We start from the raw sequence: 23,922 nt of genomic DNA, 5'->3' as shown, positions 1-23,922 counted from the left end.
CGAAGTCGTGTACTCCGACCCGCTGCGCGAGGCGATCGCAGAAGCCGAGCAGCTGGTAGCCGCCGCCCCGCACATCGAGACTGAAGCCGACCTGCTCGAAGGGCTGCAATACCTGGCCGGCTGCATCGCGGGCTGCATGCACCTGGCCTTCGACTACGAGCGTGACCACCCGTTCCTGCAGTCCGGAACAGGGCCGTTCACGAAGATGGGCCTGGACAACCCCGACACCCTCTACTTCGGCACCCGGCTGCAGGCCAACCGCGACTATGTGGTCAGCGGACGGCGCGGCACCACCACCGACCTGAGCTTTCAGCTGCTCGGCGGCGAGTACACCGACTATAACGTGCCGGCCAGCCAGGCCGCGTTCGACGACCGTGAGCTCGACATCGCCGCGGACGGCAGCTTCGAATGGCGGTTGCGGCCCAGCGCTCCCGGGCAACTAGTGATCCGGGAGGTGTACGGCGATTGGTCACAACAGCGCGGCACGCTGGCCATCGCCAGGCTGGACACCGTCGGCACCGCGCCGCCGCCGCTGACTCGCGAGCTCATGGAAAAGCGTTATGCCACAGCGGGATCCCAGCTTGTGAACCGGGTGAAAACCTGGTTACAGTTTCCCCAGTGGTTCTACCTCAATATCCCGGTTAACACCATGGTGGCGCCTCGGTTGACTCCCGGTGGCCTGGCCACCCAATACTCGTCGGCCGGTCATTTCGAGCTGCGGCCGGGTCAAGCGCTGGTGATCACGGTGCCGGTGAGCGACGCCCCCTACTTAGGGTTTCAGTTGGGCAGCATGTGGTACATCTCGCTGGACTATATCAATCATCAGACCTCGTTGAATGCCAGCCAGGCCCAAGCGGACCCGGATGGCAAGGTGCGCATCGTGGTCGCCGAGCAGAATCCGGGTGTGACCAACTGGGTGGAAACGCTCGGCCATCGGCGCGGGTTTCTGCAGTTCCGCTGGCAGCGGGTATCCCGTGAGCTCACCGAGGCCGATGGGCCCACCGTCGAACTGGTCGACTTCGACGCCATCCCGGCGGCACTGCCGCATTACCAGCACAACAAGATTTCCGAGGATGATTGGCGGGCGCGAATTGCGTTGCGTCAACGGCAAATCGCGACCAGGATGCTGGGATGACCGGGATGCTCAAGCGCAAGGTGATCGTCGTCAGTGGCGTCGGACCGGGGCTGGGCACGACGCTGGCGCACCGATGTGCGCGAGACGGCGCCGATCTGGTGCTGGCTGCGCGCAGCGCGGAGCGTCTCGACGACGTCGCCAAGCAGATCATCGACACCGGGCGACGGGCGGTGGCGGTGCGCACCGACATCACCGACGACGACGACGTAAGCAACCTTGTGCAGGCCACGCTGGCGGCGTACGGCAAGGCCGACGTGCTGATCAACAACGCGTTCCGGGTGCCATCGATGAAACCATTGGCCGGCACCACATTTGAGCACATCCGTGACGCGATAGAGCTCAGCGCGCTGGGGACGCTACGACTCATCCAGGCGTTTACGCCCGCGCTGGCGCAGTCTCACGGCGCGATCGTCAACGTCAACTCCATGGTGATCCGGCACTCGCAGCCGAAATACGGCACCTACAAGATGGCCAAGTCCGTACTGCTAGCTATGTCGCATTCGCTGGCCACGGAACTGGGCGAGCAGGGAATTCGCGTCAATTCCGTTGCACCCGGCTATATCTGGGGTGACACGCTGAAAAGCTATTTCGACCATCAGGCCGGCAAATACGGCACTACCGTGGATCAGATCTATCAGGCGACCGCGGCAAACTCCGATCTCAAACGGCTGCCAACCGAAGACGAGGTGGCCTCAGCGATTCTTTTCCTGGCCAGCGACCTGGCCAGCGGCATCACCGGGCAGACCCTGGACGTCAATTGCGGGGAGTACCACACGTAATGACTCGGCGTCCCGATCGGAAAGATGTGGCCACCGTCGACGAACTGCACGCATCGGCTACCAAACTGGTGGGTCTCGACGATTTTGGCACCGACGACGACAACTACCGTGAGGCGCTGGGTGTGTTGCTGGACGCTTACCAGGGCGAAGCCGGCCTCACCGTGTTGGGCAGCAAGATGAACCGGTTCTTCCTGCGCGGTGCGCTGGTGGCCAGGCTACTGTCCCAGTCCGCGTGGAAGCAGTATCCGGAGCACGTCGACGTTGCCATCAAACGGCCTATCTTCGTCACCGGGTTGGTGCGCACCGGAACCACTGCGCTGCACCGGCTGCTGGGCGCCGACCCGGCCCACCAAGGCCTGCACATGTGGCTGGCCGAGTACCCGCAGCCGCGCCCCCCGCGCGAGACCTGGGAGTCAAACCCGTTGTATCGCCAGCTCGATGCACAGTTCACCCAGCATCATGCCGAGAATCCGGGATACACCGGCTTGCATTTCATGGCGGCCTACGAGTTGGAGGAGTGTTGGCAGCTGTTGCGGCAGTCGCTGCATTCGGTGTCGTACGAGGCGCTGGCGCATGTACCCAGCTATGCCGACTGGTTGTCACGCCAGGACTGGACGCCGTCGTATTGCCGGCACCGCCGCAACCTGCAGCTGATTGGGCTCAACGATGCCGAAAAGCGGTGGGTACTAAAGAATCCGAGTCATCTATTTGCCCTGGATGCGCTGATGGCGACCTATCCCGATGCCCTGGTGGTGCAGACTCACCGGCCGGTGGAGACGATCATGGCGTCGATGTGCTCGCTGGCGCAGCACACCACAGAAGGGTGGTCGACGAAGTTTGTGGGCGCCCAGATCGGTGCGGACGCGATGGACACCTGGTCGCGTGGGCTGGAGCGGTTCAATGCCGCACGGGCCAAATATGATTCGGCCCAGTTCTACGACGTGGACTACCACGACTTGATTGCCGATCCGCTGGGTACGGTGGCAGATATCTACCGGCACTTCGGGTTGACGCTGTCCGACGAGGCTCGACAGGCAATGACAACCGTCCACGCCGAGAGCCAGAGCGGTGCCCGGGCCCCAAAGCATTCCTATTCGTTGGCTGACTACGGGCTCACGGTCGAAATGGTCAAAGAGCGGTTCGCCGGGCTGTGATTCGGTGTGCTGTTTGGCCAGCCGCGTCGCATTGGTCGAGCAGATACGCAATTTGCCCGCCTCAGCGCGACAACTCGCCAGCCGCCCGAAATTGTTTGATTACCAGGTGGATTGCCCGAGCTGTCGCTTGCCAGGGAGACGGGACCACCTGATTGCCAGGGGGTAGTGAACAGTTCGCTACCCCCAGCAGTTGCTCCCACGCCGCACCATGACCATCCGGCCGGGCCGGACGCACCGCGTCGGCGACCGCCCCGATCAACCCGTCATCGATAGCGCTGACATCGTCGTCGCGGGGCAGACCGGGTGCCTGCGCGGGCCTCCACGTAGCGCCGCACCGTCTTGCGGTCCATACCGCAATGCGCGGCGATCGTGCGGCACCCCGGGGCCGGCAACCCGGCCACCCCCAGCCAGACCCGCAGCACTTCCCTGATCTTGTTCATACTGACCTCCCGAAAAGCCATGCCCGCCGCCTCCCGTGACTTGAGCTGTCACGACGATCGCACGAATAAGCGAAAAGACCACCGACGCGGCGCGCCGTGGTCCCGTGACTGGCAATCAAGGTGGTCCCGTCCTCCCCCTGGCACAAGCAGATCACACTGGTCCCAAGCTCATGGCAGGCGGCATACTGGACCAGCTAGCGGTGATCTACCATCCAGCGAGACGCCAGTTGAACACACGTATTTGAGGTGAAATGATGTTGGATCGGTTACGACAGGGTGGCTATTGGCTCGTTAGAGGCAAAATCAACCTGATAGATCGGGCTTTCACATCATGTCGCATAGAGTCGTTCGCGGATCTCGGTGCCGTTTGGGGAGTGGAAGGCGCCTATACATTTCGCGCCCTGGATAAGTACCCGGTAAAAGAGGCAGTATTGGTCGATGGCCGCATAACTCCAACAGTCGCGGCCCGTGCAAATTCATATCCGCAACTTCGCGTTATTGAGGGGAACTTCGGAGACCAGGAGATTGCCGATAAAGTCGGTAATGTCGACGCCCTCTTCCTATTCGATGTGCTGCTGCACCAAGTGTCGCCTGATTGGGACACTATCCTGGATATGTACGCAAAGAATGTACGTTGTTTGCTGATTTATAATCAACAATGGATAGGTTCAACAACCACAGTTAGATTGTTGGATCTGGGTGAAAAGCACTACTTTCGTAACGTCCCGCACAGCAAACTTAACAAGGCTTATAGAGATCTCTTTCAAAAACTCGATAAAAAGCACCCGGATCATGACAAGCCGTGGCGCGATATACCAGACATCTGGCAATGGGGTATCACCGACGCTGATCTCGAATCAAAAGCTTCTGAACTCGGTTTCAAGCTGCTCTACAAGGAGGATTGCCGCGGATTTGGCTGGCTGCCCAATATTCAGAATCGGGCCTTTCTTTTTGCGCGACAATAAGGTCACAGTAAACCCTCGTTTTGTGAGATGCGGGGCGGGCCGGGCGAAGTCGACCTCGAGTGAATGGATCTCGAGTGAATGGACAGGGCATCGCCTACGAGTCGCATCCCCATCCAACAGACCGGTGCTCTTGCATCGGACCCTGAAGGTCCCGCACGGAGGGTGTGGTTGCCGGCGCGGGGTCACGGTGCGGTAGCGACGTAGTGTTTGAACGAATTTCTTGATGCTCCAACCTGTTTGGTGTTCAATCCAGTTCTGACCGCCAGGGCGGCGAACACGATGCTCTGGTGCGCCTCGATCGACTCGCGCACACCGGAGAGGCTTCATAGGAAGCTCAGTCCCGGAACCGCCGTCACAAACCGTACGCCTCGGTGGCACCGTGCCGGATGCGGCACCGTATCCCGCGGCAAGCGGGTGTGCGACGTTATCGGTTTGGGTCGTGGTGCTCCAAGTAGCCCTCGGCCACTGCGTGTTCGATGCTGTCGGTCAGCCGGGGACAGGACCTGGTGCGTGCGGAATCCCCGCCGCGTGCCCGCAGCTCGGTGAAGTACGCGCAGCGCCGCGACGCCTCGGTGTTCCATTGCACAGCGGTATGACCCGGCCCCAGCCTCTTTACGGTCACCGTGACATGGCAGAACCGGCAATCCACCGGTTGCAGGCCTGAGGTCAGATAACGGTCGCGCTCGGCGCGGCTGGCTTCGCGCACCGCGGCAGCACGCTGCGGGTCGTCAGCGAAATCCCTTGACTTCGACCAGGATCCACATGTGCGGTGTTGCTCGGGGGAATCGTTGTGATCGTGATGATCACCGTGCAGCAGTAGCATCGACCGGGCCAGCCGATCGACGTCGGGAACCGCCGGCTGATCGTCAGGCATGTCCGTCAGTGTTGCTCGGCGGGCACGTCGTCGGAAACTTCTCTCGATTTCAAGTTCTTCTCTACCTCGGCATTCCAGAACTCGTTGGCGCGCTTGGTGTCGACCTCGATCTCGAAGCGCTCCACCATCTCTGGTTTTATGTCGGCTACGTCGACATAAAACTGTTCATACCAGCGGCGCAGCTGATACACGGCGCCGTCCTCTTCAACCAGCAGCGGGTTGTCGATGCGGGTCTTGTGCTTCCAGATCTCGACATCCTGCAAGAAGCCCTTGCTGACGCCCTCGGTGAACACCCGCGACAACTTGTCGGTCATCTCTTCGCTCATACCCTTGGGCTTTTCGACGATGACGCCCCATTGCAGGACGAACGAGTTCTGGGTCACCGGGTAGTGGCAGTTGATCAGGATCGACTCGGACTTGTAGTTGCCGTAGCGGTTGTGCAGCCAGTTGATCATGAACGACGGCCCGAAGTAAGACGCCTCCGAATCCAGATGCGCCTCACCGTAAGACGTCCCCAGATCGTCGACATCGGGCCGGCCCACGTTGTGCAGATACTGCGAGGCGATGTGGCCCTCGAAGACGTTCTTGAAGTACGTCGGCAAACCGAAGTGGATGTAGAAGAAGTGCGCCATATCGGTGACGTTGTCGATGATGTCGCGGCAGTTGGACCCTTCGATGAGGATGCGGTTCCACCGCCAGTCGGTCCACTCGTCGCTGGCCGCCTCGGGAATCTCGGGGATCCGGACCGCGGGGTCGGGTGGATTGCCCTCATGGTCGTGCCAGACAAACAGCAGCCCGCTGCGCACATCGGTCGTCCACGACCGAGTGCGCGCCATTCTGGGTGTGCGCCTGGCATACGGCACCAATTTGCAGCGGCCGTCGCCACCCCAGCGCCAGTCGTGGAACGGGCAAGCGACCTCGTCGCCTTTGACGGTGCCCTCGGACAGGTCGCCGCCCATGTGCCGGCAGTAGCCGTCGAGGACTTTCAGGTCCCCGTGGGAATCAGCGAACACAACCAGCTTGGTGCCGAACGCCTCTACCCCGTGTGGCTTCCCTTCCAAATAGTCCTTCGCGACGCCCAGGCAATGCCAGCCACGCGCATACCTGGTCGGCAAGGCGCCGGCATCGATCTCCCGAACACCGACCCCACTCGTGTCGGTACTCACCTGTCACCTCCCGATCGGTATCGCTAACTAGAACACGTTACAGTTTTCTCTCCGGTGAGCGCAACGACAGCGAGTCTGGCCACGGCATATGTACGACGGGCGTATATCTAAACGATGCCGCTGTTTTCTTTCGAGGGCCGATCGCCCCGGATCGATCCCACCGCGTTTGTGGCCCCGACAGCCACCCTGATCGGCGACGTCACCATCGAGGCTGGGGCGTCGGTCTGGTTCAATGCCGTGCTGCGCGGCGACTATGCGCCCGTCGTCGTGCGCGAGGGGGCCAATGTGCAGGACGGGGCGGTATTACACGCACCGCCCGGCATCCCGGTAGACATCGGCCCGGGGGCGACAGTGGCGCACCTGTGTGTGATCCACGGCGTCCACGTCGGGTCTGAGGCTCTGATCGCCAACCACGCGACGGTCCTCGACGGAGCGGTAATCGGCGCGCGCTGCATGATCGCCGCGGGAGCGCTGGTGGTGGCCGGCACTCAGATTCCGGCCGGAATGCTGGTAACGGGAGCGCCGGCCAAGGTGAAGGGACCGATTGAAGGAACGGGCGCGGAAATGTGGGTTAACGTCAATCCGCAGGCCTATCGTGACCTGGCTGCACGGCATCTGGCCGGACTGGAACCCATGTAGGCGTCGCTGCGGGTTAAGCCGTCGGCAGTTTTAACATCCGGTTGTAAAAGTCGATCACGTAGACGGCGCCGTCGTTGTCCACCGCCACATCAGTTGGGGAGAAGAGTCCGGTGAACGGCAGCTGCGACTGCGCATTCGAGCCGGCCGCCAGCTTCAGCACCCGATTGTTGTTCAGATCGGCCACATAGACGCTATCGTCGCGGTCCACCGTCACACCGGCGGGAAAGCTGAGATCGGCGAATGGGAGGTGCACCGGCGTGGCCGACCCCGCGGTCAACGCCACCACGCGATTGTGGCCGCTGTCGGTCACGTAGACGGTGCCAGCACCGTCCACCGCCACATCATAGGGGTGGTCGAGCCCGACGAACGGCAGTTCGGTAGGGGTATCTGCGCCTGGGGGCAGTTTCAACACTTTGGCATTGTCATAGTCGACGACATAGACGCTGTCGCTGCGGTCCACTGCCAAACCATGCGCATCGCCAAGGCTGCCGAACGGGAGCTCGACCGGGGGTTCGATGCCGGCCGCGAGTTTCAACACATGGTGGCTGTCTTCATCGATGACATAGACGTCGCGGTTGCTGTTTACCGCCACGCCGCCTGGACCGATGGTGTCGGTGAATGGCAACGTGGTCGGGGTGTTGGAGCCGGCCGGCAGTTTCAGCAGTCGCTTGTGACCGGAGTCGGCCACGTAAACGGCGTCCGCCAGGTCCACCGTCACCCCGTCGGGATTCCAAAGGTCGATCGGCACCACGACCTGGCTGGGCGGGGAAGGAGTGGTTGGCGATGCGGCCTGCCTGGACGTGGACGACCCAGAAATTTTTGGCTCAAAGATCAGGTAACCAATGGCTGCGAGGGTCACCACGACAACGACTGCAGCTCCAGTAATGGCTAAGGTGCGTCGATTCCGCGGCCACCCGTAGCGTCGGCGTTCGGAATCCACCGGCCAGCTCCCCCTTTGCAATCGCGACCGCGACGGAGAAAGAGTACCTGAGCACTTGCCCGCGCGCAGAACTGACGTCTGGCTATCGGGTGTGAACTTCACCATGCTCGGATGGTCTGCGGCGTCGCCCGGATCGCGCCGGGCGATTATGCGGCTGCCTGTTTGGGTTTCTCGCAGCCGACCACCCACATAGAGAAGTACTGCGAGCCGCCACCGTAAGCGTGCCCCAAGGCCTTTCGCGCACCCGGAACTTGACGCGCCTCCGCCTTGCCCATGACTTGGATCGCGGCCTCGGCGAAGCGGATCAGGCCCGATGCGCCGATCGGATTGGCGGACAGCACGCCGCCGGAAGGGTTCACCGGTAGTCGACCGCCGATCGCAGTCTCGCCGGCCTCGGTGAGCTTCCAGCCCTCGCCCTCGCGGGCAAATCCCAGATTCTCCAACCACATCGGCTCGAACCAGGAGAACGGGACGTAAATTTCGGCGGCGTCGATTTCGTCGATGGGGCTGGTGATGCCCGCGGCCTTCCACAGCGCCGCCGCCGCGTCGCGGCCGGCCTGCGGGTTGACCTGGTCGCGCCCGGCGAAAGCCAGCGGCTCGGTGCGTAATGCGGTGCCATGAATCCAGGCCACCGGATGCCCTTGCGCCAGTCGCGCGTCGGCGATCTCCTCGTCGCCGACGACAACCGCGCACGCACCGTCTGACGACGGGCACGTCTCATCGAAACGTATTGGATCCCAGAGCATCTGAGATGCCATCACCTTCTCCAGGGTGATGTCGGGCTGCTGCAGATGTGCCAACGGGTTGCGGCTGCCGTTGAGCCGGTCCTTGACCGCAACCATAGCACCGATGTGTGCCGGTGCGCCCGAGCGGCGGATATAGGCCCGGACATGCGGGGCGAAGTATCCCCCCGCACCGGCACCGACCGGTTTGGTGAACGGCACAGGAATCGACAACGCCCACATGGCATTGGATTCCGACTGCTTTTCCCAGGCTAATGCCAGGACCCGGCGGTATTTGCCGGATTGCACCAGGCTGGCAGCCACTACCCCGGTGGATCCGCCAACCGAACCGGCGGTGTGTACCCGGATCAGCGGCTTGCCGGTCGCGCCCATGGCGTCGGCCATGAATAGCTCCGGCATCATCACCCCTTCGAAGAAGTCGGGCGCCTTGCCGACCACGACGGCGTCGATGTCGTCGAAGGTGGAACCGGAATCCGCCAGCGCTCGGTCGATGGCCTCCCGCACCAGACCGTTCATCGAAACGTCTTGGCGCTTGGCGACATACTTGGTCTGCCCGGTGCCGAGTACGGCGGCCAGCTTTCCGGCCATCAGCGCTGCCCCTCCACTATCCCCGTCCTTCCATGACCGCGACCAGGTTTTGCTGCAGCGCCGGTCCGCTGGTGGCGTGCGCCAGCACGCGCCGCGCCGATCCGTCCCAGGTATGTTGTGCGGCAAAGCCGATACGCTCAAGGCCGGCGGCGAACATGGGGTTGGCGGCCAACGGGCCGCCGGACGGATTCACTTTCGTCTTACCCGGAATCCTGATGGCCTCCGCGACGATCAGGTGCTGGTGGGTAAAGGGCCCATGGATCTCCGCCACGTCGATGTCGCCGGTGTGTCCGCCGGTGGCTATCTTGGCCGCCAGTTTGGTCGACGGAGACTCGGTGATGTCGCGCGCCCCCAGCGCCGGAGACTCGATGCGATGTTCGATTCCGGTGATCCACGCCGGATTTTCGCGCAGTTCTCGGGCGCGGTTGTCGGCCGCGAGCACGACCGCGGCGGCACCGTCGGTAATCGGCGCAATGTCGTGGCGCCGCAGCGGATCGGCAAAAAACGGCCGTGCCAGCAGTTCCCCGACGGTGATCGGCGGCTCCACGGAATCCACCCGGCGAGCGTTGGTGAAGGAATCGAACGCCACTCGCGCCATCTGCTCGTGGGTCCACTTGCCGGAGTCCAGCCCCAACCGCGCCTGTAGTCCCGCCATCGATACCGAATCCGGCCACAGCGGCGCGACGGTGTACGGGTCGGTCTGGCGGGACAGCACACGGCGCAGCGTTCCGGCCGAGGACTTCCCGAAGCCGTACACCAGCGCGGTGTCGACCTCGCCGGTCAGCAGTTTGATGTAGGCCTCATACAGTGCCCAGGCGGCGTCCATCTCGACGTGCGATTCGTTGATCGGCGGTACGGCTCCGATGGAGTCGATCGCGGAGATGAACGAAAATGCTCGTCCAGCCAGGTAATCCGACGAACCCGAACACCAGAATCCGATGTCGGCCTTGGTGATGCCCAGCTCGTCGTATAGCTGGGCGAAGCACGGCATCAGCATCTCGACGCCGTTGGTAGTGCCGTCGGTGCGGCGCACGTGCGGGGCGTGGGCGAAGCCGACAACGGCAATATCGCGAACGCTCATTGGTTGGTGGGCCCTTTACAGGTGGTGCTTGTAGGTGTCGTAGTTGGCATCCGGTTCGCCGGTGGGGCGGAAGTACTCGATGTTGTCGATGCCCAGTCCCCACCGCTCCCGCGGCTTCCACACCGCCTCGACGCGCATGCCCATCCGCACCTGGTGCGCGTCGACGTCGGAAACCAAATGCAAAAACGGGATGTCGGCGCCGTCGAGCAACACGTAGGCCGCCACATAGGGCGGCTTGATTCGCTGGCCCAGGAACGGGATGTTGACGATCGCGAACGTCGTCACCGTGCCCTTGTCGGGCAGCTCGACAAACTCGGAGGTGGGTTTCCCGGTGGCCGGGTCGGCGCCATGCGGCGGGAAGTATACCTTGCCGGTCTTTCCGGTTCTGGCGCCCACGAGCTTGCCCTGGGCGATGGCGCGCAGATACGCACTCTCCTCGTGCGAGGCGGTGTGCTGAATTTCCAGCTGGATCGGCGTGACGATCATGGTGACCGGGTCCCGCGCATCCTCGGTCTTGTGAGCCGCCACCGGTTCTGCGGTCTCGCCGAGCGCAAAGCAGGCGATATCGGTGATGGCGCCCACCGGTTGGTCGGCCCAATGCGCGTGCACCCGGGCGCCGGTGTGGATGGCGGAAGGGCCGGCGGTTCCCACATCAACGGCGTGCATCAGCAAGGTGTCGGCGCCGTCGAGCTTGATCAGCGCCCAGGCGAACGGCCGGTCCAGGGGCTGGCCGGCTAGCGGCTCGGGTTGCCAGGTCCAGGACGCGACGGTGCCGACGCTGGACACCGGTACCATTTCGCTCAGGGGTTCGTAGGTAACCGGGTCATATTCCACCGGCGGCACATGGACTCGGCCGTCGGATCCGCGCACCCCGACAATGCGGCGTGCACGCAAGGCGGTGAAAAACCTGCTTAACGTGGGCCCCACCGAACGGGTGTAGTCGAAGGACAACGTGAGGGGCGCGGAAAGGGGCGGCTCAGAGTGATCGATCAGCGCCGGGCCGCTCGAGCTGGCTGTCACGCCTGTCGAGTAGAACAGGTTCTAACAACGGTTTCAACATTGCCCTCCTGAAGGGCGTCGTGGAGGCAGGGATGAAGCTCGGACTACAGCTGGGGTATTGGGGCGCGCAGCCGCCGCAGAACCATGCGGAACTCGTCGCCGCGGCCGAGGATGCGGGTTTTGACACGGTGTTCACCGCCGAGGCGTGGGGGTCCGACGCCTACACGCCGCTGGCCTGGTGGGGCTCGTCGACGCAACGGGTGCGGCTGGGTACGTCGGTGATCCAGCTGTCCGCGCGCACACCAACGGCCTGTGCGATGGCCGCGCTGACACTGGACCATCTGTCCGGTGGCCGGCACATTCTCGGGCTCGGCGTGTCCGGTCCGCAGGTGGTCGAGGGTTGGTACGGGCAGCGGTTTCCCAAGCCGCTGGCTCGCACCCGCGAATACATCGACATCGTGCGCCAGGTGTGGGCCCGAGAATCGCCGGTGACCAGCGCCGGGCCGCACTACCGGCTGCCACTGACGGGGGAGGGCACGACAGGTCTGGGCAAAGCGCTCAAACCCATCACCCATCCGCTGCGCGCCGACATACCAATCATGCTGGGGGCCGAGGGGCCCAAGAACGTCGCGCTGGCCGCCGAGATCTGCGATGGCTGGCTGCCCATCTTCTATTCGCCACGCATGGCCGGCATGTACAACGAATGGCTCGACGAAGGATTCGCCCGGCCCGGCGCCCGGCGTAGCCGCGAGGACTTCGAGATCTGCGCGACGGCGCAGGTGGTCATCACCGACGATCGGGCGGCCGCGTTTGCCGGAATCAAGCCGTTCCTGGCGCTCTACATGGGCGGGATGGGCGCCGAAGAGACCAACTTCCACGCCGACGTCTATCGCCGGATGGGGTACACGCAAGTGGTCGATGAGGTCACCAAGTTATTTCGGTCTGGCCGCAAGGACGAGGCCGCCGAGATCATCCCGGACGAGCTCGTCGACGACGCCGTGATCGTCGGTGACATCGACCACGTGCGTAAGCAGATGGCCGTCTGGGAGGCCGCCGGGGTCACCATGATGGTGGTGACCGCCGGCAGCGCAGAGCAGGTCCGCGACCTTGCCGCCCTGGTCTGATCGATCCTTGCCAGCGGGCTAGAACGCGTTCTAGATTGGGCTGATGGCTTCGCTTTCTTGCGGTTCAGATCGGGTGACCGTCGCCGAAGGTCATTTCTACGTTGGCCGCCGACTGGGACAACAGAGCCCGCTTCGGCAGGCCCAGCGATGCCAGTTCTTTGGCGTAGGGATGGTCTCCCAACCGCAGTCGGGCGCCGCCGAGCCGGGCGCGCAGGCCCGAGACTTTCATTTCCCAGGGAATCTCGCGAGTTACGCCGTCATGGTGGGAGTAGGTCTTCAACATTTGCCACCCGAGGGTCGGCACCGGCAGGCCGGTGCTGAACTCGATCCCGGCGATCAACCGTCCGTCGGCGCTGACGTCGAAGCCGAACCTCCGGCCGTCGGTGACGTTGAAGTCCGCCATGATCTTCGGGAAGCCCCAGATGGTGCGCCCGGCCTCAAGCGTGAACACCTGATCTACCGGCAGATGATGGATGAACGCGGCGGCTCGGGTGAGGGCTCTGGGCCCGCGGCGTTGGGTGCCGGGCGGGTTCACCATGATCGCGGTGCCGTACTCGTGGTATCGCCCCAAATCCCCGTCGACGTAGCGCACCAGCATCTGCATCACGATTGCCTTACCGGGCAGGTATTCGCACACCCGCAGCCCGCTGTAGTCGATGAGGCGCTGCGCTGGGTCGGCGGGCACCGAGAACATCGCGGAATGCAGGTTGGCGGTGCGAATGCGCACCGGCATGGTGAGCACCGTGCCGGCGATGGTGTGTTGCGAGACGGGCATATCGCCCACTGTAGTGCGGAGGATCGCGATGACTGAAGCTCCGGACGTGGATCTGGCCGACGGCAACTTCTACGCCAGCCGCGAGGCGCGGGCCGCGTACCGGTGGATGCGGGCCAACCAACCGGTGTTCCGCGATCGCAACGGCCTGGCGGCCGCGTCGACGTACCAGGCGGTGATCGACGCCGAACGTCAACCCGAGCTGTTCTCCAACGCCGGCGGCATCCGCCCCGACCAGCCCGCCCTGCCGATGATGATCGACATGGACGATCCCGCACATCTGTTGCGGCGCAAGCTGGTTAACGCCGGCTTCACCCGCAAGCGGGTGAAGGACAAGGAGGCGTCGATTGCCGCGCTGTGTGACACCCTGATCGACGCCGTGTGCGAACGCGGCGAGTGTGACTTCGTGCGGGACCTGGCCGCGCCGCTACCGATGGCGGTGATCGGCGACATGCTCGGGGTGCGTCCAGAGCAGCGGGACATGTTCTTGCGGTGGTCCGACGATCTGGTGACATTCCTCAGTTCGCATGTGTCTCAAGAGGATTTCCAGATCACCATGGACGCCTTCGCGGCCTACAACGACTTCACCCGGGCCACCATTGCGGCACGGCGAGCGGACCCCACCGACGACCTGGTCAGCGTGCTGGTGAGTTCCGAAGTTGACGGCGAGCGGCTAAGCGACGACGAGCTGGTCATGGAGACGCTGCTGATCCTGATCGGCGGCGACGAGACCACGCGGCATACCTTGAGCGGTGGTACCGAGCAGCTGCTGCGCAACCGTGACCAGTGGGACCTGCTGCAGCGCGACCCGTCGTTGCTGCCCGGGGCCATCGAGGAGATGCTACGTTGGACCGCCCCGGTAAAGAACATGTGCCGGGTGTTGACCGCGGATACCGAGTTTCACGGCACGGCGTTGTGTGCCGGCGAGAAGATGATGCTGCTCTTCGAGTCGGCGAACTTCGACGAGGCGGTTTTCTGTGAACCGGAAAAGTTTGATGTTCAGCGAAATCCAAACAGCCACTTGGCGTTTGGCTTCGGCACGCATTTCTGCCTGGGCAATCAGCTGGCCCGGTTGGAGCTGTCGTTGATGACGGAACGGGTGTTGCGGCGGCTACCCGACCTGCGGTTGGTCGCCGATGACTCCGTGTTGCCGCTGCGGCCGGCGAACTTTGTCAGCGGCCTGGAATCCATGCCGGTGGTGTTCACGCCGAGCCCGCCGCTGGGCTGAGCCACGCCGAACGTGAACTGAGGGCGGAATATCGGCCGAATCTCCGCCGTGAGTTCACGTTCGGCGCTGCCAGGCCGCTGACACCCGCCAGATGATGCCACCCTCGGTGTCCTCGACCGTCACGCGTACGTCGGTCCACCCAAGCTCGGTCAACGCTTCGGCACGCTTGATGTCCTTGTTGAACGTTCTGCGGTCGGTCCGGTGATGGTCGCCCTCGTAATCCACGCCGACCTTGATTCCTGCCCAACCCATATCGATAACCGCGACCAGCTGGCCGTACTCGTCGTAAACCGGGATCTGGGTCTGTGGTCTTGGAAAGCCCGCTCGGATGAGTAGCAGACGCAGCCACGTCTCGCGAGGTGACTCGGCACCTGGATCCACCAGATCCAATGCGATACGAGCATTTCGGATGCCGCGGCTTCCCCGGTAGCGTTCGGCGAGCATCTCGACATCGGCCAGCTTGAGGTCCGTCGCGCGGGCGAGCGCATCGATGGCCGCGACGGCCTTGCCGACCGGATAGCGGCGGGCGAGGTCGAGGGCGGTGCGCGCCGGTGTGGTCGTATTCATGCCGGAGATTGGCTGGATCTCGTCGTCGGCGACACGGTCCGACCAGGTGTGGATGCCGGCCGGCGGGCGACGGTGGTCGTAGAGCAGCTCGGCCGCCTGTCGCGCGTCGACCCATTTGGCGCCGTGCATCGCCGCCGCCGACTGCCCGGCGATGACGCCGCGCCGCCGCGACCATAGCCAGGCGGCCTGAGCGCGACTCCATGCGGTCAGGTCGGCGCCGGGGGAGACATAGACGTCGGGGTGGATCGTGGCGTATGCGCTTCGCAGCCGGTGCCGCGTCAACGCGCCGGAGGCAATCGCTTCGCTGCCGAGGAATGGTTCGATCACGATCGCAGTGTGCCGTCGTGCACCGACACCGCCGTCCAACGTGAACTGAGGGCGGAAAATCGGCCGAAATCTCGCCCTCAGTTCACGCTCGGCGCCTAGCGGTTCTGGAAGTTGGGTGCGCGCTTCTCGGCGAACGCGCGCGGGCCTTCCTTGGCGTCGTCGGACAGGAAGACCTTGATGCCGATCTGGGTGTCGATCTTGAACGCCTCGTTTTCGGGCATGCACTCGGTCTCGCGGATGGACCGCAGGATGGCCTGCACGGCCAGGGGTCCGTTAGCCGAGATGGCGTCGGCAAGTTCTAGAGCCTTGGTCAGCGCCTGGCCGTCGGGCACCACGTGGCCGATCAGGCCCATTTCCTTGGCCTCGGCGGCGGTAATGTGCCGTCCGGTCAGCAGCAGGTCGCAGGCCAGAGTGTAGGGGATCTGCCGGACCAGCCGCACGGCCGAGCCGCCCATCGGGTACAGGCTCCACTTGGCCTCGGAGATGCCGAACTTCGCACTTTCACCGGCGACCCGGATGTCGGTGCCCTGCAGGATCTCGGTGCCGCCGGCGATCGCGGGCCCCTCGACGGCGGCGATCAGCGGTTTGGTCAAGCGGCGCCCTTTGAGCAGGGCATCGATGCGCGACGGGCCGTAGCTGCCGTCCTTGAAAGAGTCGCCCGGCGGTTTCTGGGTTGCCGCCTTGAGGTCCATGCCGGCGCAAAAGTAGCCACCGGCTCCGGTGAGGATGCAGCAACGGATGTCGGGATCGTTGTCGACGCGATCCCAGGCCTGCACCATGATTCGCATCATTTCGGTGCTCAGCGCGTTGCGGGCGGCCGGCCGGTTCATGGTCACGATCAGGGTGTGGCCGCGCCGCTCCACCAGCGCGTCGGGTCCGGATTCCACGGTTGCCACGGCCGCCACCTCTTTCTGCCCGTCGGGTGTGAGCTTGTCAAGAAATGTAACACGTTCTAGTTTGGTGGCCGTGGCCCTGAATATTGCCGATCTCGCCGAGCACGCCATCGACGCCGTGCCTGACCGTGTCGCCGTTATCTGCGGCGATGAGCAGTTGACCTACGCCCAGCTGGAGGATAAGGCCAACCGCCTCGCGCACCACCTGATCGATCAAGGCGTGCAAAAGGACGACAAGGTCGGCCTGTACTGCCGCAACCGCATCGAGATCGTGATCGCGATGCTGGGCATCGTGAAGGCGGGCGCCATCTTGGTGAACGTCAACTTCCGTTACGTGGAGGGCGAACTTCGCTACCTGTTCGACAACTCCGACATGGTCGCGTTGGTGCACGAACGCCGCTACGCCGACCGGGTCGCCAACGTTCTCCCCGACACGCCCCATGTAAGGACGATCTTGGTCGTCGAGGACGGCTCGGACCAGGACTATCGGCGCTACGGCGGCGTCGAGTTCTATTCCGCGATCGCGGCGGGCTCGCCGGAGCGTGACTTCGGCGAACGCAGCGCCGACGCCATCTATCTGCTCTACACCGGCGGCACCACCGGTTTCCCCAAGGGTGTGATGTGGCGTCACGAGGACATCTATCGTGTGCTGTTCGGTGGAACCGACTTTGCGACAGGAGAGTTCGTCAAAGACGAATACGACCTGGCCAAGGCGGCCGCGGCGAATCCACCGATGATCCGCTACCCGATCCCGCCGATGATCCACGGCGCCACCCAGTCGGCCACCTGGATGGCGCTCTTCTCGGGCCAAACCACGGTACTGGCACCGGAATTCAACGCCGACGAGGTGTGGCGCACGATCCACAAACACAAGGTGAACCTGCTGTTCTTCACCGGTGATGCGATGGCCCGCCCGCTGGTCGACGCGCTGGTCAAGGGCAACGACTACGACCTGTCGTCGTTGTTCCTGTTGGCCAGCACCGCGGCGCTGTTCTCGCCGAGCATCAAGGAGAAACTCCTTGAGCTGCTGCCGAATCGGGTGATCACGGACTCAATTGGCTCGTCGGAGACGGGTTTTGGCGGTACCAGCGTCGTTGCTGCCGGGCAGGCGCATGGCGGCGGGCCCCGGGTGCGGATCGACCATCGCACCGTCGTGCTCGATGACGACGGCAACGAAGTCAAGCCCGGCTCGGGGATGCGGGGCGTCATCGCCAAGAAGGGCAACATTCCCGTCGGCTACTACAAGGACGAGAAGAAGACGGCCGAGACGTTCCGGACGATTAACGGTGTGCGCTACGCCATTCCGGGGGACTACGCCCAAGTCGAGGAGGACGGCACGGTCACCATGCTGGGTCGTGGCTCGGTGTCGATCAACAGCGGCGGCGAGAAGGTCTACCCCGAAGAGGTCGAGGCCGCTTTGAAGGGGCATCCCGACGTGTTCGACGCTCTGGTGGTCGGGGTGCCCGATCCGCGTTACGGCCAGCAGGTGGCCGCCGTGGTGCAGGCCCGGCCGGGTTGTCGGCCGTCGTTGGCCGAGTTGGACTCGTTCGTGCGCTCCGAGATCGCGGGCTACAAAGTGCCGCGCAGTCTGTGGTTTGTCGACGAGGTGAAGCGTTCGCCCGCCGGTAAGCCGGACTACCGCTGGGCCAAGGAGCAGACCGAGGCGCGGCCAGCCGATGACGTGCATGCGGGACACGTGACGAGCGGTGGGTGATGGGTGCGGCTGCGACCGGCTCCGGACACCCCGCACGGAAGGTCGACATGGGTCGGCTGTCGTGCCTCTCGGGGGCCGAGCCGACATCGATGTGGATGGAAGTAAGGCACGGGTGTTCTCGCGCGTCGCGAAATAGCTGCGGAGGGTTCGCCGAAGCCGGACCGCACTTGATCGACGGCCATCGTGCGGCACTCCCTGGGGTAGCCATCGGCTAGGCCGGCCGGAGTCCGTCGGGGACATCCGCTTACGGGTGTCGGGCGCGCTGCCCACGGAGGGCAGGAGAACACATCCGCTTGCGGGGCCGGGCGATCGCCTGGGCTTGGCGACGATGCAGGTGACATGTTGCCGCTGACGGTTCGGTCGGGGAGCTGCGGCGGCCATTCGGTCAGCCAGCCCAGGGTGTCCGTCGAACCTACCGTGTATGCATCCACTGCGGCGCTGGGACGGTCGCTCGGCATGAGTCGAACCAGGTAATCACCTGGCTGGTCAGGATCGCACCGATTTGCCTTGCGCACGCCGGAGCGCCACATCGACGGCGTTGTCTGGTGGCAGGTGGTGCTTCAGCTGCCGTTGTTGCCGGGTTGGCCGTCGTCGCCATCATCGCCGTCGGCTCCGCCGCCTGCACCGGCGCCGCCGAGGCCTCCAGTGCCTCCTGCCCCGCCGAGGCCGCCGGGCGAGCCGACGCCCGTGCCGCCGTTACCACCGTTACCACCGTTACCACCGTCGCCGCCGTCGCCGACGCCGGTGGCTGCCCCTCCGTCGGCGCCATCGCCGCCGTCACCGCCGGCGCCGCCTTTGCCGCCGGTGCCGCTGCCGGTGGGCGCGCCGCCGCTGCCGCCGGGCCCGCCTGTGCCGCCGGTCCCGCCGCTGCCGCCGTTGCCGTTGGTGCCGCCTTTTCCTCCGACCCCGGCGTTGCCGCCGTCACCGCCGGGCCCGCCGTCGCCAGCGATGCCGCCCATGCCGCCTTTGCCGCCGGTGCCGCCGGTGCCGCCGGTGCCGCCGGTGCCGCCGTTGAAGTTGGCCCCGCCGCTACCGCCGGCCCCGCCGCTGCCGCCGGTGCCGCCGGTGCCGCCGGTGCCGCCTTTGCCGGGGTCGCCGGCGCCGGTGCCTGCGTTGCCGCCGTCGCCCCCGGTGCCGCCCACGCCCCCGGTGCCGCCGGTGCCGCCGTTGCTGCCGTTGCTGAAGCTGATGCCAGCACCCCCGGCGCCGCCTTGTCCGCCGGCCCCGCCGGCGCCGGAGCCGTTGGTGCCGCCGGTGCCGGCGTTGCCGCCGGCCCCGCCTTTGCCGCCGGGGCCGCCGGCAAAGCCGGGCTGGCCGCCCAATCCGGAACCGCTGTCTCCTTGGCCGCCGTTACCGCCTTGGCCGCCGTCACCGCCGATGCCCGCGTTGCCTGCGGTGCCGCCGGTGTTGGCTAGGCCGCCGGCGCCGGCGTTGCCGCCGGCCCCGCCTGTGCCGCCGGTCCCGCCGCTGCCGCCGTTGCCGTTGGTGCCGCCTTTTCCTCCGACCCCGGCGTTGCCGCCGTCACCGCCGGGCCCGCCGTCGCCAGCGATGCCGCCCATGCCGCCTTTGCCGCCGGTGCCGCCGGTGCCGCCGGTGCCGCCGGTGCCGCCGTTGAAGTTGGCCCCGCCGCTACCGCCGGCCCCGCCGCTGCCGCCGGTGCCGCCGGTGCCGCCGGTGCCGCCTTTGCCGGGGTCGCCGGCGCCGGTGCCTGCGTTGCCGCCGTCGCCCCCGGTGCCGCCCACGCCCCCGGTGCCGCCGGTGCCGCCGTTGCTGCCGTTGCTGAAGCTGATGCCAGCACCCCCGGCGCCGCCTTGTCCGCCGGCCCCGCCGGCGCCGCCGGAGCCGTTGGTGCCGCCGGCACCGCTGCTACCGCCGGCCCCGCCTTTGCCGCCGGCCCCGCCGGCAAAGCCGGGCTGGCCGCCCAATCCGGAACCGCTGTCTCCTTGGCCGCCGTTACCGCCTTGGCCGCCGTCACCGCCGATGCCCGCGTTGCCTGCGGTGCCGCCGGTGTTGGCTAGGCCGCCGGCGCCGGCGTTGCCGCCGGCCCCGCCTGTGCCGCCGGTCCCGCCGGCGGAGTCGTCGCCGGCCCCGCCGGTGCCGCCTTTGCCGCCGGTGCCGCCGGTGCCGCCGGTGCCGCTGGTGGCGCTGCTGAGTCCGTCGGTGTTTAGGCCGCCTTTGCCGCCGGTGCCGCCGGTGCCGCCGGTGCCGCCGTTGAAGTTGGCCCCGCCGCTACCGCCGGCCCCGCCGCTGCCGCCGGTGCCGCCGGTGCCGCCGGTGCCGCCTTTGCCGGGGTCGCCGGCGCCGGTGCCTGCGTTGCCGCCGTCGCCCCCGGTGCCGCCCACGCCCCCGGTGCCGCCGGTGCCGCCGTTGCTGCCGTTGCTGAAGCTGATGCCAGCACCCCCGGCGACGACTTGTCCGCAGGTGCCGCCGGCGCCGCCGGAGCCGTTGGTGCCGCCGGCACAGCTGCTACCGCCGGACCCGCCGGCCCCGCCGGCTCCACCGGCGAACCCGGTGCCGCCGGTGGCGCCGGGCTGGTCGGCGTCGGCGCCGGCCCCGCCGGCTCCGCCGTCACCGCCTTGGCCGCCGGCCCCGCCGACACCGGCGTTGCCTGTGGTGCCGATCATGCCGCCGGTGCCTCCGGTGCCGGCCGCTCCGCCGGCCCCGCCGGCTCCGGCCGCTCCGCCGGTGCCGCCGTCACCGCCGGTGCCGCCGATGCCGGTGGGGTTATCGGCGCCGGCCCCGCCAGCACCCCCGGCGCCGCCTTGTCCGTCGGTGCCGCCGGCGCCGCCGGAGCCGTTGGTGCCGCCGGCACCGCTGCTACCGCCGGCCCCGCCGACACCGGCGTTGCCTGTGGTGCCGATCATGCCGCCGGTGCCTCCGGTGCCGGCCGCTCCGCCGGCCCCGCCGGCTCCGGCCGCTCCGCCGGTGCCGCCGTCACCGCCGGTGCCGCCGATGCCGGTGGGGTTATCGGCGCCGGCCCCGCCAGCACCCCCGGTGCCGCTTTGTCTGCCGGTGCCGCCGGCGCTGCCGGAGCTGTTGGTGCCGCCGGCACTGCTGCTACCGCCGGCCTTGCCGGCCCCGCCGGCTCCACCGGCGAACCCGGTGCCGCCGGTGGCGCCGGGCTGGTCGGCGTCGGCGCCGGCCCCGCCGGCTCCGCCGTCACCGCCTTGGCCGCCGGCCCCGCCGACACCGGCGTTGCCTGTGGTGCCGATCATGCCGCCGGTGCCTCCGGTGCCGGCCGCTCCGCCGGCCCCGCCGGCTCCGGCCGCTCCGCCGGTGCCGCCGTCACCGCCGGTGCCGCCGATGCCGGTGGGGTTATCGGCGCCGGCCCCGCCAGCACCCCCGGCGCCGCCTTGTCCGCCGGTGCCGCCGGCGCCGCCGGAGCCGTTGGTGCCGCCGGCACCGCTGCTACCGCCGGCCCCGCCGGCCCCGCCGGCTCCACCGGCGAACCCGGTGCCGCCGGTGGCGCCGGGCTGGTCGGCGTCGGCGCCGGCCCCGCCGGCTCCGCCGTCACCGCCTTGGCCGCCGGCCCCGCCGACACCGGCGTTGCCTGTGGTGCCGATCATGCCGCCGGTGCCTCCGGTGCCGGCCGCTCCGCCGGCCCCGCCGGCTCCGGCGGCTCCGCCGGTGCCGCCGTCACCGCCGGTGCCGCCGATGCCGGTGGGGTTATCGGCGCCGGCCCCGCCAGCACCCCCGGCGCCGCCTTGTCCGCCGGCGCCGCCGGAGCCGTTGGTGCCGCCGGCACCGCTGCTACCGCCGGCCCCGCCGGCTCCGCCGGCTCCACCGGCGAACCCGGTGCCGCCGGTGGCGCCGGGCTGGTCGGCGTCGGCGCCGGCCCCGCCGGCTCCGCCGTCACCGCCTTGGCCGCCGGCCCCGCCGACACCGGCGTTACCGGCCGCTCCGCTGGCGCTGAAGAGCTGGCCCGCGGCACCACCGGCCCCGCCGAGGCCAGCCACGCCGCCGACACCGCCCTTACCACCAGTGCCACCGACACCCCCCAGAACGCCATCTCCGCCGGCCCCGCCGGTGCCGCCTTGTCCGCCGGCGCCGCCGAGGCCGCCCTGTCCGCCAGCGCCCAGCAGCAGTGCGCCGCGACCGCCGGCGCCACCGGCGCCGCCGGTACCGCCCGTCCCGCCGGTACCACCCAACGCGCCACCATCGCTGCCGGCACCACCTGCCCCGCCTTGCCCGCCGGCCCCGCCGGCCCCGCCGGGTGCCAGCCATCCGCCGTCGCCGCCGACTCCGCCGTGTCCGCCGGTCCCGCCGGTAGCACCGGGCCCGCCGTCGGTGCCCGCCCCACCCGCACCGCCGGCGCCGAACAGCAGCTCGGCGCGGCCGCCGGCCCCGCCGGTGCCGCCACCGGCCCCACCGACACCGCCGGCCCCGCCGCCGCCCCAGATCAAACCACCGGGCCCACCCGCCCCGCCGGTGCCGCCACCGGCCCCACCGACACCGCCGGCGCCGCCAACCCCGAACAGCCACCCACCGGCGCCGCCGGCACCGCCGGTGCCCCCACCGCTGCCGCCGGCCCCGCCGGGCCCGCCGTTGCCCCACAATCCGGCGGGCCCGCCAGGCCCGCCGGCCTGGCCGGGCGCCCCGGCTGCCCCGGCCCCGCCGTTGCCGAACAGCAGACCGCCGGCCCCGCCGGCCCCGCCGGGAGTCGTCGCATTGGCGCCGTCACCGATCAACGGGCGCCCCAGCAGCGCCTGGGTGGGCGCATTGATCACGCCCAGCACGATCTGCTCAGCGGCGGCGGCCTCGGCCGAGGCATATGCGCCCGCGCCGGTACTCAAGGCCTGCACAAACCGCTGGTGGTAGGCCGCCACCTGCGCACTAATCGCCTGGTACTCCAGGCCAAACCCGCCGAACAGCGCCGCAATACGGGCAGACACCTCATCGGCGCCCGCAGCCAGCACCTGCGTGGTCGCACTGGCTGCCGACGCGTTGGCCGCGCTAATCGACGAACCCAGATTCGTCAGATCCCCCGCGGCTGCTGTCACGAATTCCGGTGCGATCAACACGAACGACATGGGCGAACTCCCAACCATCTTTGCGCCGGTGCAACCACGGCCGATATGGCGGCATCTTTAAGTGAGAACCTTAGTTGCCACTCATCTAATATGTGCCGGCTTTCTGGTAATGCCGCAACGAACCTGGAGCGCCCTGGGGAGGAGCCGCCCGGCGACCGGTGCACCAGGCGCCAAGCAGTGCGACCCGCGCGCACGCTCGCCAAGAAGGGCAACATTCCCGTCGGCTACTACAAGGACGAGAAGAAGACGGCCGAGACGTTCCGGACGATTAACGGTGTGCGCTACGCCATTCCGGGGGACTACGCCCAAGTCGAGGAGGACGGCACGGTCACCATGCTGGGTCGTGGCTCGGTGTCGATCAACAGCGGCGGCGAGAAGGTCTACCCCGAAGAGGTCGAGGCCGCTTTGAAGGGGCATCCCGACGTGTTCGACGCTCTGGTGGTCGGGGTGCCCGATCCGCGTTACGGCCAGCAGGTGGCCGCCGTGGTGCAGGCCCGGCCGGGTTGTCGGCCGTCGTTGGCCGAGTTGGACTCGTTCGTGCGCTCCGAGATCGCGGGCTACAAAGTGCCGCGCAGTCTGTGGTTTGTCGACGAGGTGAAGCGTTCGCCCGCCGGTAAGCCGGACTACCGCTGGGCCAAGGAGCAGACCGAGGCGCGGCCAGCCGATGACGTGCATGCGGGACACGTGACGAGCGGTTCCTGATTGCGCGGGTCGCGGCTATGGCGCCGCGGCTGGGGGATACCGCTGGGTCGCCGTTTGTCGTC

The 23,922-nt window shown here is 67.1% G+C and carries 19 protein-coding genes and 2 other annotated features; of the genes, 9 read left to right on the top strand and 10 right to left on the bottom strand.

The annotated features are described in order from the left end of the window. Positions 1–7: 7 nt before the first annotated feature. The 4 genes from Rv3531c to Rv3528c all read left to right on the top strand — a co-directional run bounded on the left by Rv3531c (position 8) and on the right by Rv3528c (position 4,473). Positions 8–1,135: a hypothetical protein gene (locus tag Rv3531c; protein NP_218048.1), complete on the top strand. Its 1,128-nt coding sequence runs from the start codon at positions 8–10 to the stop codon at positions 1,133–1,135. Continuing rightward, positions 1,132–1,914 (top strand): oxidoreductase, encoded by a 783-nt coding sequence (locus Rv3530c; protein ID NP_218047.1) that lies wholly within the window; start codon positions 1,132–1,134, stop codon positions 1,912–1,914. The genes Rv3531c and Rv3530c overlap by 4 nt, the downstream gene beginning before the upstream one ends. Next, positions 1,914–3,068 (top strand): hypothetical protein, encoded by a 1,155-nt coding sequence (locus Rv3529c; protein ID NP_218046.1) that lies wholly within the window; start codon positions 1,914–1,916, stop codon positions 3,066–3,068. Before Rv3530c ends, Rv3529c begins: the two co-directional genes overlap by 1 nt. 691 nt (positions 3,069–3,759) lie before the next feature. Then, positions 3,760–4,473 carry a hypothetical protein gene (locus Rv3528c; protein NP_218045.1) on the top strand — a complete coding sequence of 238 codons (714 nt, stop codon included), beginning with the start codon at positions 3,760–3,762 and terminating at the stop codon, positions 4,471–4,473. Between the two features lie 424 nt (positions 4,474–4,897). On the opposite strand, the gene Rv3527 is transcribed toward Rv3528c, so the two are convergent. Together Rv3527 and kshA are read right to left on the bottom strand one after the other, a co-directional pair. After that, a complete protein-coding gene (locus Rv3527) occupies positions 4,898–5,347 on the bottom strand; it encodes a hypothetical protein (protein NP_218044.1) in 450 nt (149 codons plus the stop codon). 5 nt (positions 5,348–5,352) lie between these two features. Then, the gene (kshA, locus tag Rv3526; protein NP_218043.1) at positions 5,353–6,513 is read right to left on the bottom strand and encodes a 3-ketosteroid-9-alpha-monooxygenase oxygenase subunit; all 1,161 of its coding nucleotides are present in this window, start codon (positions 6,511–6,513) and stop codon (positions 5,353–5,355) included. 114 nt (positions 6,514–6,627) lie between these two features. Between kshA and Rv3525c the strand changes: the two genes are divergently transcribed. After that, on the top strand, positions 6,628–7,152 hold the full coding sequence (locus tag Rv3525c) for a siderophore-binding protein (protein ID NP_218042.1): 525 nt from the start codon (positions 6,628–6,630) through the stop codon (positions 7,150–7,152). 13 nt (positions 7,153–7,165) lie between these two features. On the opposite strand, the gene Rv3524 is transcribed toward Rv3525c, so the two are convergent. The 4 genes from Rv3524 to Rv3521 are packed head-to-tail and all read right to left on the bottom strand — an operon-like array spanning position 7,166 to position 11,431. Next, entirely contained in the window at positions 7,166–8,197 is a 1,032-nt protein-coding gene (locus Rv3524; RefSeq protein ID NP_218041.1) for a membrane protein, read from the bottom strand. A 41-nt stretch (positions 8,198–8,238) separates the two neighbouring features. Further along, positions 8,239–9,423, bottom strand: coding sequence for a lipid carrier protein (gene ltp3, locus Rv3523; RefSeq protein NP_218040.1), 1,185 nt, complete (start codon positions 9,421–9,423; stop codon positions 8,239–8,241). Positions 9,424–9,439: 16 nt separating this feature from the next. After that, positions 9,440–10,504 carry a lipid transfer protein gene (gene ltp4 / locus Rv3522; protein NP_218039.1) on the bottom strand — a complete coding sequence of 355 codons (1,065 nt, stop codon included), beginning with the start codon at positions 10,502–10,504 and terminating at the stop codon, positions 9,440–9,442. Positions 10,505–10,519: 15 nt separating this feature from the next. Beyond that, a complete protein-coding gene (locus Rv3521; protein NP_218038.1) occupies positions 10,520–11,431 on the bottom strand; it encodes a hypothetical protein in 912 nt (303 codons plus the stop codon). 152 nt (positions 11,432–11,583) lie between these two features. Between Rv3521 and Rv3520c the strand changes: the two genes are divergently transcribed. Next, on the top strand, positions 11,584–12,627 hold the full coding sequence (locus tag Rv3520c) for a coenzyme F420-dependent oxidoreductase (RefSeq protein ID NP_218037.1): 1,044 nt from the start codon (positions 11,584–11,586) through the stop codon (positions 12,625–12,627). Between the two features lie 64 nt (positions 12,628–12,691). Here the strand turns inward: Rv3520c and Rv3519 are convergent, their stop codons facing one another. After that, positions 12,692–13,402 carry a hypothetical protein gene (locus Rv3519; RefSeq protein NP_218036.1) on the bottom strand — a complete coding sequence of 237 codons (711 nt, stop codon included), beginning with the start codon at positions 13,400–13,402 and terminating at the stop codon, positions 12,692–12,694. 28 nt (positions 13,403–13,430) lie between these two features. Between Rv3519 and cyp142 the strand changes: the two genes are divergently transcribed. Then, positions 13,431–14,627: a cytochrome P450 monooxygenase Cyp142 gene (cyp142, locus tag Rv3518c; RefSeq protein ID NP_218035.1), complete on the top strand. Its 1,197-nt coding sequence runs from the start codon at positions 13,431–13,433 to the stop codon at positions 14,625–14,627. Positions 14,628–14,681: 54 nt separating this feature from the next. On the opposite strand, the gene Rv3517 is transcribed toward cyp142, so the two are convergent. Next, positions 14,682–15,521 carry a hypothetical protein gene (locus Rv3517; protein ID NP_218034.1) on the bottom strand — a complete coding sequence of 280 codons (840 nt, stop codon included), beginning with the start codon at positions 15,519–15,521 and terminating at the stop codon, positions 14,682–14,684. A 95-nt stretch (positions 15,522–15,616) separates the two neighbouring features. Beyond that, a complete protein-coding gene (echA19, locus tag Rv3516; protein NP_218033.1) occupies positions 15,617–16,408 on the bottom strand; it encodes an enoyl-CoA hydratase EchA19 in 792 nt (263 codons plus the stop codon). A 73-nt stretch (positions 16,409–16,481) separates the two neighbouring features. Between echA19 and fadD19 the strand changes: the two genes are divergently transcribed. Next, entirely contained in the window at positions 16,482–18,128 is a 1,647-nt protein-coding gene (fadD19, locus tag Rv3515c; protein ID YP_177983.1) for an acyl-CoA synthetase, read from the top strand. Next, positions 17,623–18,122, top strand: a repeat region (500 bp perfect direct repeat 1; second copy at 3945098..3945597.). Its footprint overlaps the gene before it by 500 nt. A gap of 560 nt (positions 18,129–18,688) precedes the next feature. On the opposite strand, the gene PE_PGRS57 is transcribed toward fadD19, so the two are convergent. Then, the gene (PE_PGRS57, locus tag Rv3514; protein ID YP_177982.1) at positions 18,689–23,158 is read right to left on the bottom strand and encodes a PE-PGRS family protein PE_PGRS57; all 4,470 of its coding nucleotides are present in this window, start codon (positions 23,156–23,158) and stop codon (positions 18,689–18,691) included. Positions 23,159–23,203: 45 nt separating this feature from the next. Here PE_PGRS57 and fadD18 point away from each other — a divergent pair, with 45 nt between their 5' ends. After that, on the top strand, positions 23,204–23,860 hold the full coding sequence (gene fadD18 / locus Rv3513c; RefSeq protein NP_218030.1) for a fatty-acid--CoA ligase FadD18: 657 nt from the start codon (positions 23,204–23,206) through the stop codon (positions 23,858–23,860). Beyond that, positions 23,355–23,854: a repeat region (500 bp perfect direct repeat 2; second copy at 3950830..3951329.), on the top strand. (Overlaps the previous gene by 500 nt.) Positions 23,861–23,922 lie beyond the last annotated feature (62 nt).

Source organism: Mycobacterium tuberculosis H37Rv (assembly GCF_000195955.2).
Classification (GTDB): Bacteria; Actinomycetota; Actinomycetes; order Mycobacteriales; family Mycobacteriaceae; genus Mycobacterium; species Mycobacterium tuberculosis.
Note: the sequence above shows the minus strand (reverse complement) of the source record. Positions and strands in the feature narration are given on the sequence as shown.